The organism is Vibrio sp. V39_P1S14PM300, from assembly GCF_009904765.1.
GTDB classification, from domain to species: Bacteria; Pseudomonadota; Gammaproteobacteria; order Enterobacterales; family Vibrionaceae; genus Vibrio; species Vibrio proteolyticus.
Genome location: NZ_WXWP01000192.1, coordinates 1 through 14,636, shown reverse-complemented (window position 1 = coordinate 14,636; position 14,636 = coordinate 1). Strand labels below are relative to the sequence as shown.

Annotated in this window: 12 protein-coding genes; 8 read left to right on the top strand and 4 right to left on the bottom strand. The window is 52.3% G+C overall.

All coding sequences use genetic code 11. The features are described 5' to 3' along the window. Positions 1-58: 58 nt before the first annotated feature. Positions 59-1,489 (top strand): bifunctional D-glycero-beta-D-manno-heptose-7-phosphate kinase/D-glycero-beta-D-manno-heptose 1-phosphate adenylyltransferase HldE, encoded by a 1,431-nt coding sequence (hldE, locus tag CAG65_RS09760; RefSeq protein WP_021706936.1) that lies wholly within the window; start codon positions 59-61, stop codon positions 1,487-1,489. 102 nt (positions 1,490-1,591) lie between these two features. On the opposite strand, the gene tolC is transcribed toward hldE, so the two are convergent. Then, complete coding sequence (gene tolC, locus CAG65_RS09755; RefSeq protein ID WP_161453511.1) at positions 1,592-2,929, bottom strand: outer membrane channel protein TolC; 1,338 nt, start codon at positions 2,927-2,929, stop codon at positions 1,592-1,594. 231 nt (positions 2,930-3,160) lie between these two features. Between tolC and nudF the strand changes: the two genes are divergently transcribed. The 6 genes from nudF to parC all read left to right on the top strand — a co-directional run bounded on the left by nudF (position 3,161) and on the right by parC (position 10,032). Beyond that, positions 3,161-3,790 carry an ADP-ribose diphosphatase gene (gene nudF, locus CAG65_RS09750; protein WP_021706938.1) on the top strand — a complete coding sequence of 210 codons (630 nt, stop codon included), beginning with the start codon at positions 3,161-3,163 and terminating at the stop codon, positions 3,788-3,790. After that, positions 3,778-4,221, top strand: coding sequence for a DUF1249 family protein (locus CAG65_RS09745; RefSeq protein ID WP_021706939.1), 444 nt, complete (start codon positions 3,778-3,780; stop codon positions 4,219-4,221). Before nudF ends, CAG65_RS09745 begins: the two co-directional genes overlap by 13 nt. A 22-nt stretch (positions 4,222-4,243) precedes the next feature. Further along, the gene (gene cpdA / locus CAG65_RS09740) at positions 4,244-5,062 is read left to right on the top strand and encodes a 3',5'-cyclic-AMP phosphodiesterase (RefSeq protein WP_021706940.1); all 819 of its coding nucleotides are present in this window, start codon (positions 4,244-4,246) and stop codon (positions 5,060-5,062) included. Continuing rightward, positions 5,063-5,644: an esterase YqiA gene (gene yqiA, locus CAG65_RS09735; RefSeq protein ID WP_021706941.1), complete on the top strand. Its 582-nt coding sequence runs from the start codon at positions 5,063-5,065 to the stop codon at positions 5,642-5,644. Between the two features lie 225 nt (positions 5,645-5,869). Further along, positions 5,870-7,756, top strand: coding sequence for a DNA topoisomerase IV subunit B (gene parE, locus CAG65_RS09730; RefSeq protein WP_161453510.1), 1,887 nt, complete (start codon positions 5,870-5,872; stop codon positions 7,754-7,756). Between the two features lie 2 nt (positions 7,757-7,758). Then, positions 7,759-10,032 carry a DNA topoisomerase IV subunit A gene (gene parC, locus CAG65_RS09725; RefSeq protein WP_161453509.1) on the top strand — a complete coding sequence of 758 codons (2,274 nt, stop codon included), beginning with the start codon at positions 7,759-7,761 and terminating at the stop codon, positions 10,030-10,032. 64 nt (positions 10,033-10,096) lie between these two features. Here parC and degS read toward each other — a convergent pair whose 3' ends face one another. The 3 genes from degS to zapG form a co-directional block, all read right to left on the bottom strand. Continuing rightward, the gene (gene degS, locus CAG65_RS09720) at positions 10,097-11,158 is read right to left on the bottom strand and encodes an outer membrane-stress sensor serine endopeptidase DegS (protein ID WP_161453508.1); all 1,062 of its coding nucleotides are present in this window, start codon (positions 11,156-11,158) and stop codon (positions 10,097-10,099) included. Between the two features lie 120 nt (positions 11,159-11,278). Then, positions 11,279-12,646 (bottom strand): DegQ family serine endoprotease, encoded by a 1,368-nt coding sequence (locus CAG65_RS09715; protein ID WP_161453507.1) that lies wholly within the window; start codon positions 12,644-12,646, stop codon positions 11,279-11,281. Positions 12,647-12,764: 118 nt separating this feature from the next. Next, positions 12,765-13,208: a Z-ring associated protein ZapG gene (gene zapG / locus CAG65_RS09710; protein WP_161453506.1), complete on the bottom strand. Its 444-nt coding sequence runs from the start codon at positions 13,206-13,208 to the stop codon at positions 12,765-12,767. Positions 13,209-13,345: 137 nt separating this feature from the next. On the opposite strand from zapG, the gene zapE reads away from it, so the two are divergent. Then, positions 13,346-14,449, top strand: a complete 1,104-nt coding sequence (zapE, locus tag CAG65_RS09705) for a cell division protein ZapE (protein ID WP_161453505.1) — start codon at positions 13,346-13,348, stop codon at positions 14,447-14,449. Positions 14,450-14,636: the final 187 nt, after the last annotated feature.

Sequence of the window (14,636 nt, the reverse complement as noted above, 5' to 3'; positions counted from 1 at the left end):
TTAGTGACTTTTTTGCCTGTGCTACACTTCGCGCAGAAATTAATATTGGAGATCCACAATGAAACCAATCCTACCTGATTACAGCTCATCGGGCGTGTTGATCATTGGTGATGTGATGCTTGATCGCTACTGGTATGGGCCAACCGGGCGCATTTCTCCAGAAGCCCCGGTGCCGGTAGTCAAAGTAGAGAATAACGAAGAGCGTCCAGGCGGGGCCGCCAACGTTGCGATGAACATTGCGTCGCTGGGGGGACACGCCCATATCGTCGGTTTAACCGGGATGGATGAGCCAGCCAAGGTACTGACTGAGACACTTACGGCGCTCAAAGTGAGTTGTGATTTCGTGGCGTTGCCTAACTACCCGACCGTGACCAAACTGCGGGTGCTGAGCCGCGGTCAGCAGCTGATCCGCCTTGACTTTGAAGACAAGTTTGAAGACGTGGATCCGGCGTTAATCAATGAGCGTATGGAGCGTGCACTACCCAAAGTGGGGGCGGTGATCCTGTCGGACTACGACAAAGGTGCGCTGGAAAATGTGCAGCAACTGATCCAGAAAGCCCGTGCGGCTCAGGTACCTGTGTTCATTGACCCGAAAGGGGCCGACTTTGAACGTTACCGCGGCGCGACTCTGCTGACACCGAACATGACAGAGTTTGAATTGGTGGTGGGCAAAGTTCGCAATGAAGAGGAACTGGTCCGCAAAGGGTTGGCGCTGATCGAACAGTTTGACTTTGAAGCTCTGTTGGTGACACGCAGTGAACACGGGATGACATTGTTGCGTCGTGGTCAGGAGCCGTTCCATCTGCCGACTCAGGCAAAAGAAGTCTTTGATGTGACCGGGGCCGGTGACACGGTGATTTCGGTCCTGGCGGCGTCGGTTTCTGCGGGTAAACCTCTGGATGAAGCGTGTGCGCTGGCAAACGCGGCAGCCGGTGTGGTCGTGGGTAAACTGGGCACGTCAACGGTGTCGACCATTGAGCTGGCGGAAGCGATCCACGGTAGCAAAGATACCGACTACGGTGTGATCTCTGAATCTGCGCTGATCGAAGCCGTGAAGCGAGCTCAGGCGAAAGGGGAGAAAGTGGTGATGACCAATGGCTGCTTTGACATTCTGCATGCTGGTCATGTGTCTTACCTCAATCACGCGGCCGAGTTGGGCGATCGATTAATCGTTGCCGTTAATACGGATGAATCGGTGAAGCGCCTCAAAGGGCCGGGTCGTCCGGTCAATCCGACGGATCGCCGTATGGCAGTACTGGCGGGGCTGGGCGCAGTGGACTGGGTGGTGCCGTTTGGTGAAGATACGCCGCAACGCCTGATCTCAGAGGTGCTGCCGGATATGCTGGTCAAAGGCGGTGATTACAAGCCGGAAGAGATCGCAGGAGGTAAGGAAGTGATTGCCAACGGCGGTGAAGTACGAGTACTGAACTTTGAAGATGGCTGCTCGACCACCGAAATCATCGATGCGATTAAAGGCGGCAAAGGTTAAGTGCTGTGAGTGGGATTCCGGTCATGGCCAGAGACCAGGGCCGGGACATCGACAAGAAAAAAGCCGCTGTTGTCAGCGGCTTTTGCGTATCTTGAACCCGGTTTACGAGGTTTTACCTGGCTTAGACGCCGGTGCTGGTTTCAGGCCGGCGCTGATGTCCATGACATCCTGCTCATTCAGAGTACCGATAGCCTGACGCAGTTGCAGTACGCTAATGATGTAGTTGTAGCGAGCATCCGAGAGGTTTTTGTTGGCATCGTACAGGCGACGGGTCGCGTCCAGTACGTCCACAATGGTACGGGTGCCGACATCAAAGCCCGCTTCCGTTGCTTCCAGAGCCGATCTGGCCGACACAACCGACTGTTCGTAGGCACGGATCGCACCGATAGACGCGCTAATGTTGTTGTTAAACGCACGAACATCACGGACCACACTGCGGTAAGTCGCTTCCAGATCCTGGCTCGCTGCCACGTACTGGTATTCAGCCTGCTTGGTTTGCGAGTTGATGTTGCCGCCGGTGTAAAGAGGTACCGACAGGTTCACACCGATGTTGAAGTCGTTGTACTGTTCATTCGGCCCATTGTTGGCGTTGCTGTTGCTGTCGTTACCGAAGTTGTAGCCGCCGTCCAGCGTCAGTGATGGCAGATGCCCAGAGCTCGCCAGAGAGATGTTGTCGCGCGCGATGTCCTGAGAAATACGTGCACTCAATAGCTGCAGGTTGCGTTGCTCGGCTTCTTTCACCAGTGACTCTGCACCTTCACCAGGTTTGCTGGCAGAGAAACGTTTGGTATCCAGAACATACAGATTGGCGTGATCTTGTCCGGTGATCTGACGCAGACCTTCATAGCTGTTGGTCAGGTCATTTTGTGCCAGGACTTCATCTGCCAGAACCGCATCGTATTGAGCCTGGGCGTCATGCACGTCGGTGATGGCAGACAAGCCAACTTCAAAACGTTGTTTGGTTTGCTCGAGTTGGCGACCCACCGCGGCTTTTTCCGCGCGGACAAATTCGAGGTTGTCCTGAGCGCGTAGTACATCGAAGTACGCCTGAGCCACACGCAGGATCAGATCCTGTTGCGCCGCCGCGTACGTTGAGTCTGCCTGGCGCGCAGTTTTCTCGGCCGTATCGAGCGAAATCCAGCTTGAACGGTTGTACAGTTGTTGTGAGAAGTTTACGCCAGCGGTCAGCTTGTCGTTTTCACGTGCGTCTTCATCACTGCGGTTAATATTGTAACCGGCAGTCAGGTCAATTTGCGGTAGCAATACACTACGGCTTGAGTTCACTGCTTCGAATGCAGTATCACGCTGAGCGGCCGCGCTCATAAGCGTTGGATCGTTGTCTTTTGCCTGGTTGTAAATTTCAGCCAGCGTATCCGCCCATGCCGAAGTACTCAGACTGCCGAGCGCAGCGCTGATAAATAGAGGAAGCAGTTTTTTCATTGGTCCTATACCTGCCTGGTTCAAAGAGGGTGACTGTTGAGATTCTAACGTAATTTGATGGTAATTCACTCGAAACTTTGCACTTTTTTACACTTAGCTGTCCAATTGTACAATAAATTTAATTAATCAATTTAAATTTTACTATAAAAATTGTATAAAAAGTTGAGCCAAGTCCTTGGTGGTTCAGTGCTTCTCTGCGTAAACTATTAGATTCACTCAGAGAGGTGATAAATGCAACAATTTGACGAGCAACAAGCTGAGTTTACTGTGGACGATGTAGAAATCATCGCCAAAGAGACGTTGTTTCATGGTTTCTTCAAGATGGTAAAGTATCGTTTCAGGCATAAGTTGTTTGCTGGTGGCTGGAGCGAGCCCATTGAACGCGAGATGTTTGAAAGAGGCCATGCAGCCGCTATGCTTCCTTATGACCCGGTAACTGATAAAGTGGTCATCATCGAGCAGATCCGGGTAGGTGCGCTGGAGCACCAACATCCGTGGCAACTGGAAATCATTGCAGGAATGATCGATCGTGATGAGTCGGCTCAGGCAGTGGTTCGCCGGGAAGCGACGGAAGAGGCGGGGATCAACATCGGTCGCATGGAAAAAGTCACCTCTTACTACCCGTCAGCAGGGGGCTGCTCGGAAATGTTGGATGTGTTTGTCGGTGAAGTGGACGCGTCCACGGCCAAGGGCATTCACGGGCTGGATTATGAAGGCGAAGACATCCGCGTACGGGTGTTGTCACGTGCACAAGCGTATCAATATGTACGGGAAGGTAAATTTGAGAATGGTGCCTCAATAATTGCACTGCAATGGTTAGAACTCAATTATGAGCATTTAAGATCACAATGGCTGAAGTAGCACTGAGAAAACCGTATCACGTTGATTTGGCGGAGTTGATGCGGGTTTATGAGACCAACTACGCCAAACTGAACGCTTTGCTGCCACACCAGCCGAGCGTCGGGGACGTGCGCTGCTATCAGGCGGCCAGCATGACTTATCAGTTGGAAGTGGGCGAAGTCACAAAGTACACAACTTTGGTCGACATCTGTCAAAGTGATGATATTCCGGTGTTTCCATTGCCAAAAATGTCTGTCAGGCTGTACCACGATGCTCGTGTGGCAGAGGTGTGTGGCAGTGACAGCGTCAGCCGTGTTCAGCCGCGTTACGAGTACCCCAATGTCAACATGGTACAGCGGGACGAAAAAGCTCAGTTAAACCGTTTTCTTGGCGACTGGCTGACGTTTTGCCTCAAACACGGAATCAGCCGGACTCCGATTCAGACAAATTAATAATTACTTTAGGTTTTAGATTTTGAACGTGTCGTCAAGCTCAACAGATCAGCGGATCAAACTGCTGCAGATTACAGATACTCATCTGTTTGCGCCCGAAGACGGAAGCTTACTCAGTGTCAACACGGCGGAGAGTTTTCATGCTGTGGTGGCAGCCATTCTTGAGCGGCAGGTGGGGTTTGATGCCATTCTGGCTACCGGAGATATTTCTCAGGACCACAGCCGCGAGTCGTATGAGAAGTTTGAGCGTGGTATCCAGCCACTGAGCCAGCCATGTTTCTGGTTGCCGGGCAATCACGATTATAAGCCCAGCATGGGGGCGATTCTGCCGTCGCAGCAAATCCAGACCGCAGAGCATGTGCTGCTCGGCGAACACTGGCAGATGATTCTGCTGGACTCGCAGGTTGTGGGGGTCCCGCACGGACGGTTGAGTGATGCTCAATTGACCTTGCTGGATAATCAGTTGAGCGCTCACCCGGATCGTTACACGCTGGTGCTATTGCATCATCACCCATTGTTGGTTGGCAGTGCCTGGCTGGATCAGCATACCCTCAAAGACAGTGAGGCGTTCTGGGAGATCGTGGATAAACACAGCAATGTTCGTGCGGTGTTGTGCGGCCATATTCATCAGGAAATGGATCTGCAACGTGGCGATGTCCGAGTGATGGCCACCCCCTCAACTTGCGTGCAGTTTAAACCTCGCTCAAACGATTTTGCGCTTGATCGTCAGTCACCTGGATGGCGTGAGCTGGAACTGTGTCAAGACGGCACTTTGCACACTCAGGTGCAGCGACTGCCGGAAGGACATTTCTTGCCTGACTTCAGCGCTTCGGGGTACTGAATGAAAAAGCCACTGCTACTGTACATCCACGGGTTTAACAGCTCGCCGTTGTCGGTCAAAGCATCGGACATGAAAAGCTACTGCCAGACACACCGCCCGGACATCAAAGTTGTGGTTCCGCAGTTACCTTGTTTCCCGCAGCAAGCGGCAGAGCTGCTCACGCAACTTGTGGAGCAGTATCAGAATGATTACCGCATTGGTCTGGTGGGCAGTTCGCTTGGCGGCTACTTGTCGACCTGGCTCAATCAAGGCTATGGCTTTAAAGCGGTAGTGGTGAATCCGGCCGTACGTCCATATGAGTTGTTGGTGGATTACCTCGGGGAACAGGAAAACCCGTATACCCACGAGCGTTACCAGTTGACGAAGGCGCATATTGAAGAGCTGAAAGCACTCGATGTGCCGGTGCTCGCTGATCCGCAAGATTTTTGGCTGCTGCAGCAGACGGGGGATGAAGTGCTCGACTATCGTCAGGCCGTCAGTAAGTTTGCTGCCGCCAAACAAACCATTGAACAGGGAGGAGACCACAGTTTTGTCGGTTTTGAACGTTATCCGCCCGCGATTATTCAGTTCTTAGGGCTGTAATACATCTCTTTGCGCTCATTGAGGGAAGAGTCATAATTTTGCCTGTTACTCACTTATGTCGCTTGACATAAGTCGAGCTCTTCCAGACTATGTTCCACCTATACTTTGCTGCGTTTCATGGCGGATAAATCAGCCATGGCTGACCGTTTTTTGCTCAAATCACAAAAACATTCATGAACAGAGCGTAAAGTAACTCATTATTTATTTACGAAAGCATTCCGTATTATGACTGAACAATATAATGCTGGAGCCATTGAGGTTCTTAATGGTTTAGAACCAGTACGTCGCCGACCAGGGATGTATACGGATACCGCTCGCCCAAACCATCTGGGTCAGGAAGTGATCGACAACAGTGTCGATGAAGCGTTAGCCGGACATGCCTCCAAGGTACAAGTGATTCTTCATGCCGACCAGTCACTTGAAGTGATCGATGATGGTCGTGGTATGCCTGTTGATATTCACCCGGAAGAGAAGGTTTCCGGGGTTGAATTGATCCTTTGCAAGCTGCACGCCGGTGGTAAATTCTCCAACAAAAACTATCAGTTCTCCGGTGGTCTGCACGGCGTGGGCATTTCGGTGGTGAACGCCCTGTCCAAGCGTGTGGAAGTAACCGTGCGCCGCGATGGTCAGGTGTATGAAATTGCCTTTGAACACGGTGATAAGGTCGAAGATCTGACTGTGACTGGTACCTGTGGCCGCCGTAATCGGGGCACCAGCGTGCACTTCTGGCCTGAAGCCAAATATTTTGACTCCGCTAACTTCTCTGTGACGCGTCTGGTCAACAACCTGCGTGCTAAAGCGGTGCTGTGCCCTGGTCTTGAAATCACCTTCAGTGACAAGGTCAATGGCAAAGAGCACCGGTGGCTCTATGAAGACGGTCTGAAAGACTATCTGGCCGAAGGTGTCAAAGGCTATCCGGTGTTACCGGAAGAACCATTTACCGGCGAATTTTCTGCGGAAACGGAAGCGGTTACCTGGGCGGTGATCTGGCAGCCGGAAGGCGGTGAGATGATCACCGAAAGCTACGTCAACCTGATCCCGACAGCGCAGGGAGGCACCCATGTGAATGGGTTGCGTCAGGGCCTGCTGGATGCGATGCGCGAATTTTGTGAGTTCCGTAACCTGCTACCACGTGGTGTCAAGCTGACCGGTGATGACGTGTTCGACCGCTGTAGTTACGTGCTGTCGGTCAAAATGCAGGATCCCCAATTTGCAGGGCAGACTAAAGAACGTCTGTCGTCACGTCAGACGGCAGCCTTTGTTTCTGGCGTCGTCAAAGATGCGTTCAGTTTGTGGTTGAATGAAAAGCCGCAACTGGCTGAGCAACTAGCGGAAGTGTGTATTGCTAATGCGCATCGCCGTATGCGCGCGAGCAAAAAAGTGGTGCGTAAGAAAGTCGCGTCTGGCCCGGCTCTGCCGGGGAAACTGACCGATTGTTCGGTGCAGGACCTCAACCGTACCGAGCTGTTCCTGGTGGAAGGGGACTCGGCCGGCGGCAGTGCGAAACAAGCCCGCGATCGCGAATTTCAGGCGGTGATGCCACTGCGCGGTAAGATTCTTAATACCTGGGAAGTGTCGGCGGATCAGGTGCTGGCGTCGCAGGAAGTGCACGATATTTCCGTTGCATTGGGGATCGACCCGGACAGCGATAATCTGGACAGCCTGCGTTACGGCAAAGTCTGCATTCTGGCCGATGCGGACTCAGATGGTCTGCACATCGCCACCTTGTTGTGTGCGTTGTTTACCCGCCATTTCCGTGCGTTGGTTGAGGCAGGACACGTTTATGTGGCGATGCCGCCGCTGTATCGCATCGATTGTGGTAAAGAGGTCTTTTACGCGTTGGATGACGGCGAGAAAGACGGCATCCTTGAACGTTTGAGTAAGAAAAAAGCCAAAATCAACGTTCAGCGATTCAAAGGTTTGGGTGAAATGAACCCGCTGCAGTTGCGTGAAACCACGATGGATCCGAACACGCGTCGTCTGGTGCAACTGACCATCGATGACGATGAAGCAACCAATGAAATGATGGATATGCTGCTGGGTAAAAAGCGTGCCGATGACCGTCGCAGTTGGCTGCAACGCAACGGCGATCAGGCGGAGGTTGAGGTTTAACCATGTCTACTGAAATTACCTACGATGGCGTTGAACAACTGCCACTGCGCAAGTTTACCGAAGACGCTTATCTGAATTACTCCATGTACGTCATCATGGACCGGGCATTGCCATACATTGGTGATGGCCTGAAGCCGGTTCAGCGACGTATCATTTACGCCATGTCGGAGCTGGGATTGTCCGCTTCGGCTAAGTACAAAAAATCCGCGCGTACCGTCGGTGACGTATTGGGTAAATATCACCCTCACGGTGATTCCGCCTGTTACGAAGCCATGGTCTTGATGGCGCAGCCATTCTCCTACCGGTATCCTCTGGTTGATGGTCAGGGGAACTGGGGGGCACCGGACGATCCGAAATCGTTCGCTGCGATGCGTTATACCGAAGCGAAACTGTCCAAGTTTGCCGAAGTACTGCTCGGGGAACTGGGTCAGGGCACGGTTGAGTGGCAACCAAACTTTGATGGCACGATGAAAGAGCCGCAAATGTTGCCAGCCCGACTGCCACATATTCTGCTCAATGGCGTGACCGGCATTGCCGTCGGCATGGCCACCGACATTCCACCGCATAACGTACGTGAAATTGCCGATGCGACCATCCACCTGATCGATAATCCGAAAGCGGAACTGCCCGAGGTGATGGATTACGTTAAAGGACCGGATTATCCGACGGAAGCGGAGATCATTTCACCCAAAGCGGAAATCGAGAAGATTTATCGCAACGGTCGCGGCAGCATTAAAATGCGTGCGGTATGGCACAAAGAAGGCAGTGACATTGTGGTGACCGCGTTGCCACATCAGGTTTCCGGTGCGAAGTTGCTGGAACAGATCGCCAACCAGATGCGCGCCAAGAAGCTACCGATGGTCGACGATTTGCGTGATGAATCGGATCACGAGAATCCGACGCGTATCGTGATCGTTCCGCGTTCGAACCGGGTCGACAGCGAGCAACTGATGAACCATTTGTTCGCCTCGACGGATCTGGAAAGAAATTACCGCGTTAACCTGAATATGATCGGTCTGGACAACCGTCCACAAGTCAAAGGGCTGGTGCAAATCCTGAGCGAATGGATTGAGTTCCGTCGTGAGACCGTACGTCGTCGTTTGCAATACCGTCTGGATAAAGTGCTGGCACGTCTGCACATTCTGGAAGGTTTGCTGGTCGCGTATCTGAATCTCGATGAAGTGATTGAAATCATCCGGACCGAAGACGATCCGAAAGCCGTGCTGATGGCGCGCTTTGGTATCACCGACATTCAGGCGGACGCTATCCTCGACACCAAACTTCGTCATCTGGCTAAGCTGGAAGAGATGAAGATCCGCGGTGAACAGGAAGAGCTGGAAAAAGAGCGTGAGAAACTGGAACAACTGCTGGGTTCCGAACGCCGTCTGAATACCTTGCTGAAGAAAGAGATCAAAGCCGATGCTGAGAAGTATGGCGACGACCGCCGTTCACCGCTGATAGAACGTGCGGAAGCCAAAGCGCTGACTGAACGTGACCTGGTGCCAAGTGAGCCGATCACGGTTGTGTTGTCAGAAAAAGGCTGGATCCGTCACGCCAAAGGTCATGACGTCAATGCGGAAGGGCTTAACTACAAGTCTGGCGATAAGTATCTGGCTCATGCCATCGGTAAGAGCAACCAACAGGCCGTATTCCTTGGCAGTGATGGTCGCAGTTATTCACTCGAATCGCACTCTATGCCGTCTGCGCGTAGCCAGGGTGAACCGATCACTGGGCGACTCAATATTAGTGCCGGCACGCATGTGCGTCAGGTTGTGATGGGTGAAGAAGATCAGCTGTGGTTGATTGGCTCGGATGCTGGTTACGGCTTCGTGTGTAAAGGCGCGGATATGCTGTCGAAAAACCGCAGTGGTAAAGCGCTGGTGACATTGCCGCAAAACTCGGAAATCATGACGCCGCAAAGCATCAATGATCTCGACTCCGATGAAATTCTGGCGATCACTAACCAGGGCCGGATGTTACTGTTCCCGATCAAAGACCTGCCGCAACTGGGCAAAGGGAAAGGAAACAAGATCATCAACATTCCGGCAGCGAAAGCCAAAGAGCGTGAAGAGTTTGTCTCGCACCTGATGGCCTTGCCGCAAGGCTGCTCGGTGACGCTTTATGCCGGAAAACGCAAGTTAGGCCTGAAGCCGGCGGACCTGGAGAATTTCCGTGGTGAACGAGGCCGTCGTGGCAGCTTACTGCCAAGGGGGTTGCAGCGCGTAACCCGGATTGACGTGGAAAGTGACGCAACGGAACCTGCCGAAGAAGAGTAACAAGAAACATCCCCGCCAATGAGCGGGGATGTTTATATCTGTGACTGTTGGTTTAATCGCGGTACTAGCGGGTGTCTTCCGCAACGGTCACTGTCAGGGTTTTCTCTTCGCCTTTACGTAGGATCAGCACATCAACGGTGGTACCTGGACGCAGGTCAGTAACCAGGTCCATCACACTTTGTCGGCCGTTGACTTTTTCGCCATCGATTTTCAGGATAATGTCCTGAGCCTGAAAGCCCGCGGTGCTGGCAGGCCCATTGGGGTCCACCCCCAGTACGATGATACCACCCATATGTTCATTACCCAGCAGACGGGCTGTAACCGGGTTGATGTCCTGACCATCGACACCGATATAGCCGCGGATCACCCGGCCATCAGCGATGATTTTTTCCATGATTTTACTCGCCAGCGCATACGGAATAGCAAACGAGATACCATAGGTCTCCAGATCGGTGGCTTGTTGGAACGACGCAGTATTGATGCCAACCAGTTCCCCCCGTGTGTTAACCAGTGCGCCTCCGGAGTTCCCCTGATTGATGGCAGCATCCGTTTGAATAAAGGCCTGGCGTCCATCGGCGCTGATTGATGAACGCCCGGTAGCGGAGATGATGCCAAAGGTCGTGGTCTGTCCCAGATTGTATGGGTTACCGATCGCCAGGACGACGTCGCCGACGTTGGGCGAGTAATTCGGGTTGAGCGGGATCACCGGCAGGCTGGACAGTTCAATACGCAGAATCGCGATATCCGTGCGGCGATCTTTGCCCACCAGCTGCGCAGCGGCGACGCGACCGTCTTGCAGTGCTACGATGATCTGATCGGCCTGAGCGACGACATGATAATTGGTGATGATGTAGCCTTTCGGGTTCACAATCACGCCGGATCCCAAGCCCTGCGTCGACAATTTGGTGCGGTCATTTTCAGCATACTTGCGGCTGTAGATATTGACCACGGCCGGCGCAGCACGTCGGTAAGCGCTATTGAAGGAAATCTGCAAGTTGCTCAAATCTTGAGGGCTGGCGGTGTCGACCACGGGAATCACATTGGAACGCAAAGAAGGCACCGCGAGGATCAGGAGAGCGGCAGTCAGAACACCCAATAACACTGACCGCAACAGGAATTTCAGCATAGTTTTCTCATAACGCCCCAATTAACATAATTCGAATCGCAGAGCATAGCATCAGATCTCAAAATAATAAAAGGGCAGCTCATCTCTGAGCTGCCCTTTGGTAAGCGAGTCGCGTTTTGTCTAGCGAACGACTAAGTATATCGAACGTTCACCCCGTTGAATATTCAGCGCCAGAACTCCCGGGTTTTTCTCCAGCACTGCACGCAGGTCCGCGAGGTTTTTCACCCGGTGACGGTTCACACCGATGATGATGTCGCCGGTCTGCAACTGATAAGCTTCAGCTGGTGAGCCTTTTTTCACTTCGGTTACTTTAACGCCGGTCACCGGATCGCCTTTGGTGGTGTTGGTTAGCTCGGCGCCAGTCAGTCCTTCATGCAGTTTCTCGGCAGCGGTCTTGATGTTGGTTTGCTCGCCCAGTGTGACCCGGAAGCTGCGTTCTTTGCCGTCACGTACCACGCCGAGCGTGACTTCTTTACCAGCTCCCAGGGTGGCGACTTTAGCGCGCAGCTCTGAGAAGGTGTTGATCGCTTTGCCATTGACCGACACGATGACATCACCAGCTTGTAGCCCCGCTTTATCGGCGGCGCTGTCAGGCACCACCTGGCTAACAAAGGCCCCTTTACTGGACTCGTAACCCAGGGCGTCAGCCAGCTCTGAGGTGACTTCGCCCCCCTGAACCCCCAGCATGCCGCGTTTGACCTCACCAAATTCCAGAATTTGGTCGGCGAGATTTTTCATCATATTGGATGGGATAGCAAAGCCGATACCGACGTTGCCGCCGCTTGGGCCTAGAATGGCGGTATTGATACCGATCAGCTCACCATTTAGGTTGACCAGAGCACCGCCCGAGTTACCGCTGTTGATGGCCGCGTCGGTCTGAATGAAGTTCTCGAAGTTTTCGATGTTGAGCCCGCTGCGCCCCAGCGCTGACACAATCCCCGAGGTGACGGTCTGGCCAAGGCCAAACGGGTTACCGATGGCCACGGCGAAATCACCGACCCGCAATCTATCCGAATCTGCAATCTTAATTTCCGTTAAATTCTTCGCTTTCTCGATCTGCAATAGCGCGACGTCAGACATTTTATCACCGCCGATCAGCTCTGCTTTGTATTCACGACCATCGTGCAGCTTGACCCGGATTTTCTCGGCGCCGTTGATGACGTGATAGTTGGTGACGATATAGCCTTTCCCGGCATCGATAATTACGCCGGAGCCCAGTCCGCGGAAAGGACGTTCCTGAAGCTGCTCAGTCGGAAAGTCAGGGCCAAAGAAGAAACGGAACTGTTCGGGAAGACGCTGTTTGGATACCTGAGTGCCTTCGACGGCAATGCTGACCACCGCTGGTGTGACTTTTTCAAGCATTGGGGCCAGGCTCGGCAGCTGTTCACCGCTGGCAGAAAAAGGCAAGGCTGCGGTGGCCGATATAGGGGTGATGAGTGAACTTATGCTTAACGACAGGATGGTTAAGGCAAGCAAAGGTTTTTTCATCGTTTTAACTCCTTTCAGTTAACGCCATTGAGGTTAATATTTGTCCGAAATATTAAAAAACAATTGCTACATCTGAGAGTTATGACTCAAAAACCTTTGTTTAGTTCACCAGTGCGATTTATGAGGCTTTGACGTTCACCACATCGGCGGAGCGAATGATCTCTTTTTCCTGCTCACGCAGTAAGCCGGTGGCGCCGCTGGCGTAGTCTTTCGGTGCCTGCTCGCTCAGTTCATCCACGACATCACGCGGCTCTTCCGCCTGGGTGAGTTTCTTCGTGAATGGATTATCCTGCTCTGGCAGGTTAGGAAGGAGCTCGACAGAGGTCTTCGCCATGTGCTGATACAGCTTAGTGTAATCTTTACCCAGTGTATCCAGCATTTCTGCGGCCTGGGCAAAATGGTCAGCCAATTCCTGGCGATGCTGCTCTATCTCGAACTTAGCCGCATCCAGGTCTTTCTGAATGTTCTTTTGCTTTTTGTACTCAGGGGTCATGATTCGGGTAATCACAATCCCCAAGACCGCACCTACTAACAGGCCAACAAGGGCATAAATCCAAGGCATAATAGCTCCTTATCATTGTTATTTAACATGTTTTTTACCGGTTGGTTACACATGTTCAAATCACATGGTACTATGAGTCCCAGATTGGATAAAGCAAAATGCGTGTGCTCCGATTAGAAGTTTGAATGGAAAGGTGTATGACTCCCAAGCAGCGATACGAGAACGATCTTTTAACTCCTGGCTTTCAACACGATGCCGCTCAGCAACAAGCTGTCGACGCCCTAGATAGCCTTTATCATCAGATTCTCGAGCATGTGAACCAGCCACCAGCGACGCGATCATTATGGCAGCGTTTGTCCGGTAAAAAGGCAAGTCAGGCGGAGGCGCCGAAAGGGCTGTATTTCTGGGGGGGAGTGGGGCGCGGTAAAACCTATCTGATGGACGCGTTTTATGACGCCTTACCTATCCAGAAAAAAATGCGCGTCCATTTTCACCGTTTCATGTACCGGGTGCATGATGAACTGGCGGCCCTGGCCGAGGTGAGCGATCCGCTTGAGTGTGTCGCTGATAAGTTTAAGTCGGAAGCGGACGTCATTTGTTTTGATGAGTTTTTTGTTTCTGATATTACCGATGCCATGATACTGGGCACTCTGTTTCAGGCTCTGTTCAGACGCGGGGTGATTTTGGTCGCGACGTCGAACATTCCGCCACATGCTCTGTACCGCAATGGCTTACAGCGTGCGCGTTTTCTGCCGGCGATTGAATTGATCGAAACGCATTGCCACATCCTGAATGTCGACAGTGGCGTCGACTATCGGCTACGTACGCTGGAGCAGGCGGAGATTTACCACTTTCCAATTGATGACGCCGCCCGCAGTAATCTGATGCGTTATTTCCGTCAATTGGTCGGTGAAGACAAAGCTTACCAACAGAAGATTGACATCAATCATCGTCAATTGGAGGTTGTCGCCAGTTGTGACGGGGTGCTTCAGGCGACGTTTGCCCAGCTGTGCGAAACCGCCCGTAGCCAAAATGACTATATTGAACTCTCCAAACTGTATCACACGGTATTGCTGTCAGACGTGAAACAAATGGGGCGCAATATTGACGATGCGGCGCGACGTTTTATTGCTCTGGTGGACGAGTTTTACGAGCGACACGTTAAACTGATTATTTCGGCAGAAGTTGCCTTAGAAGCCCTGTATACACAAGGGCATCTGGAGTTTGAATTCAAACGTTGTCAGTCACGCCTGATTGAAATGCAGAGTCACGAATACTTGGCTCGGGAGCATTTAGGTTAAAGGCTGTCTGCGATTTTTAGATAACGAAGAAAAAAATCGTGATTTTGTTCAAAAAGAGGTGATTTTTTCTTCGCTCTTCTCTATAATCCTGCGACCCACCGTTACTGCAGACTCAATTTTTCCAAGTTGGGTCGAGAGTGCCACCCACTCGAAGGGGTGATGACTGGGCTCTTAGTCAGTGGGAGCT

Excerpts from the sequence above, each read along its gene's own strand:
- tolC (WP_161453511.1), bottom strand. The coding sequence starts at position 2,929 with ATGAAAAAACTGCTTCCTCTATTTATCAGCGCTGCGCTCGGCAGTCTG.
- degS (WP_161453508.1), bottom strand. The coding sequence starts at position 11,158 with ATGCTGAAATTCCTGTTGCGGTCAGTGTTATTGGGTGTTCTGACTGCC.
- zapE (WP_161453505.1), top strand. The coding sequence starts at position 13,346 with ATGACTCCCAAGCAGCGATACGAGAACGATCTTTTAACTCCTGGCTTT.
- parE (WP_161453510.1), top strand. The coding sequence starts at position 5,870 with ATGACTGAACAATATAATGCTGGAGCCATTGAGGTTCTTAATGGTTTA.
- CAG65_RS09745 (WP_021706939.1), top strand. The coding sequence starts at position 3,778 with ATGGCTGAAGTAGCACTGAGAAAACCGTATCACGTTGATTTGGCGGAG.
- CAG65_RS09715 (WP_161453507.1), bottom strand. The coding sequence starts at position 12,646 with ATGAAAAAACCTTTGCTTGCCTTAACCATCCTGTCGTTAAGCATAAGT.
- nudF (WP_021706938.1), top strand. The coding sequence starts at position 3,161 with ATGCAACAATTTGACGAGCAACAAGCTGAGTTTACTGTGGACGATGTA.
- parC (WP_161453509.1), top strand. The coding sequence starts at position 7,759 with ATGTCTACTGAAATTACCTACGATGGCGTTGAACAACTGCCACTGCGC.
- hldE (WP_021706936.1), top strand. The coding sequence starts at position 59 with ATGAAACCAATCCTACCTGATTACAGCTCATCGGGCGTGTTGATCATT.
- yqiA (WP_021706941.1), top strand. The coding sequence starts at position 5,063 with ATGAAAAAGCCACTGCTACTGTACATCCACGGGTTTAACAGCTCGCCG.
- zapG (WP_161453506.1), bottom strand. The coding sequence starts at position 13,208 with ATGCCTTGGATTTATGCCCTTGTTGGCCTGTTAGTAGGTGCGGTCTTG.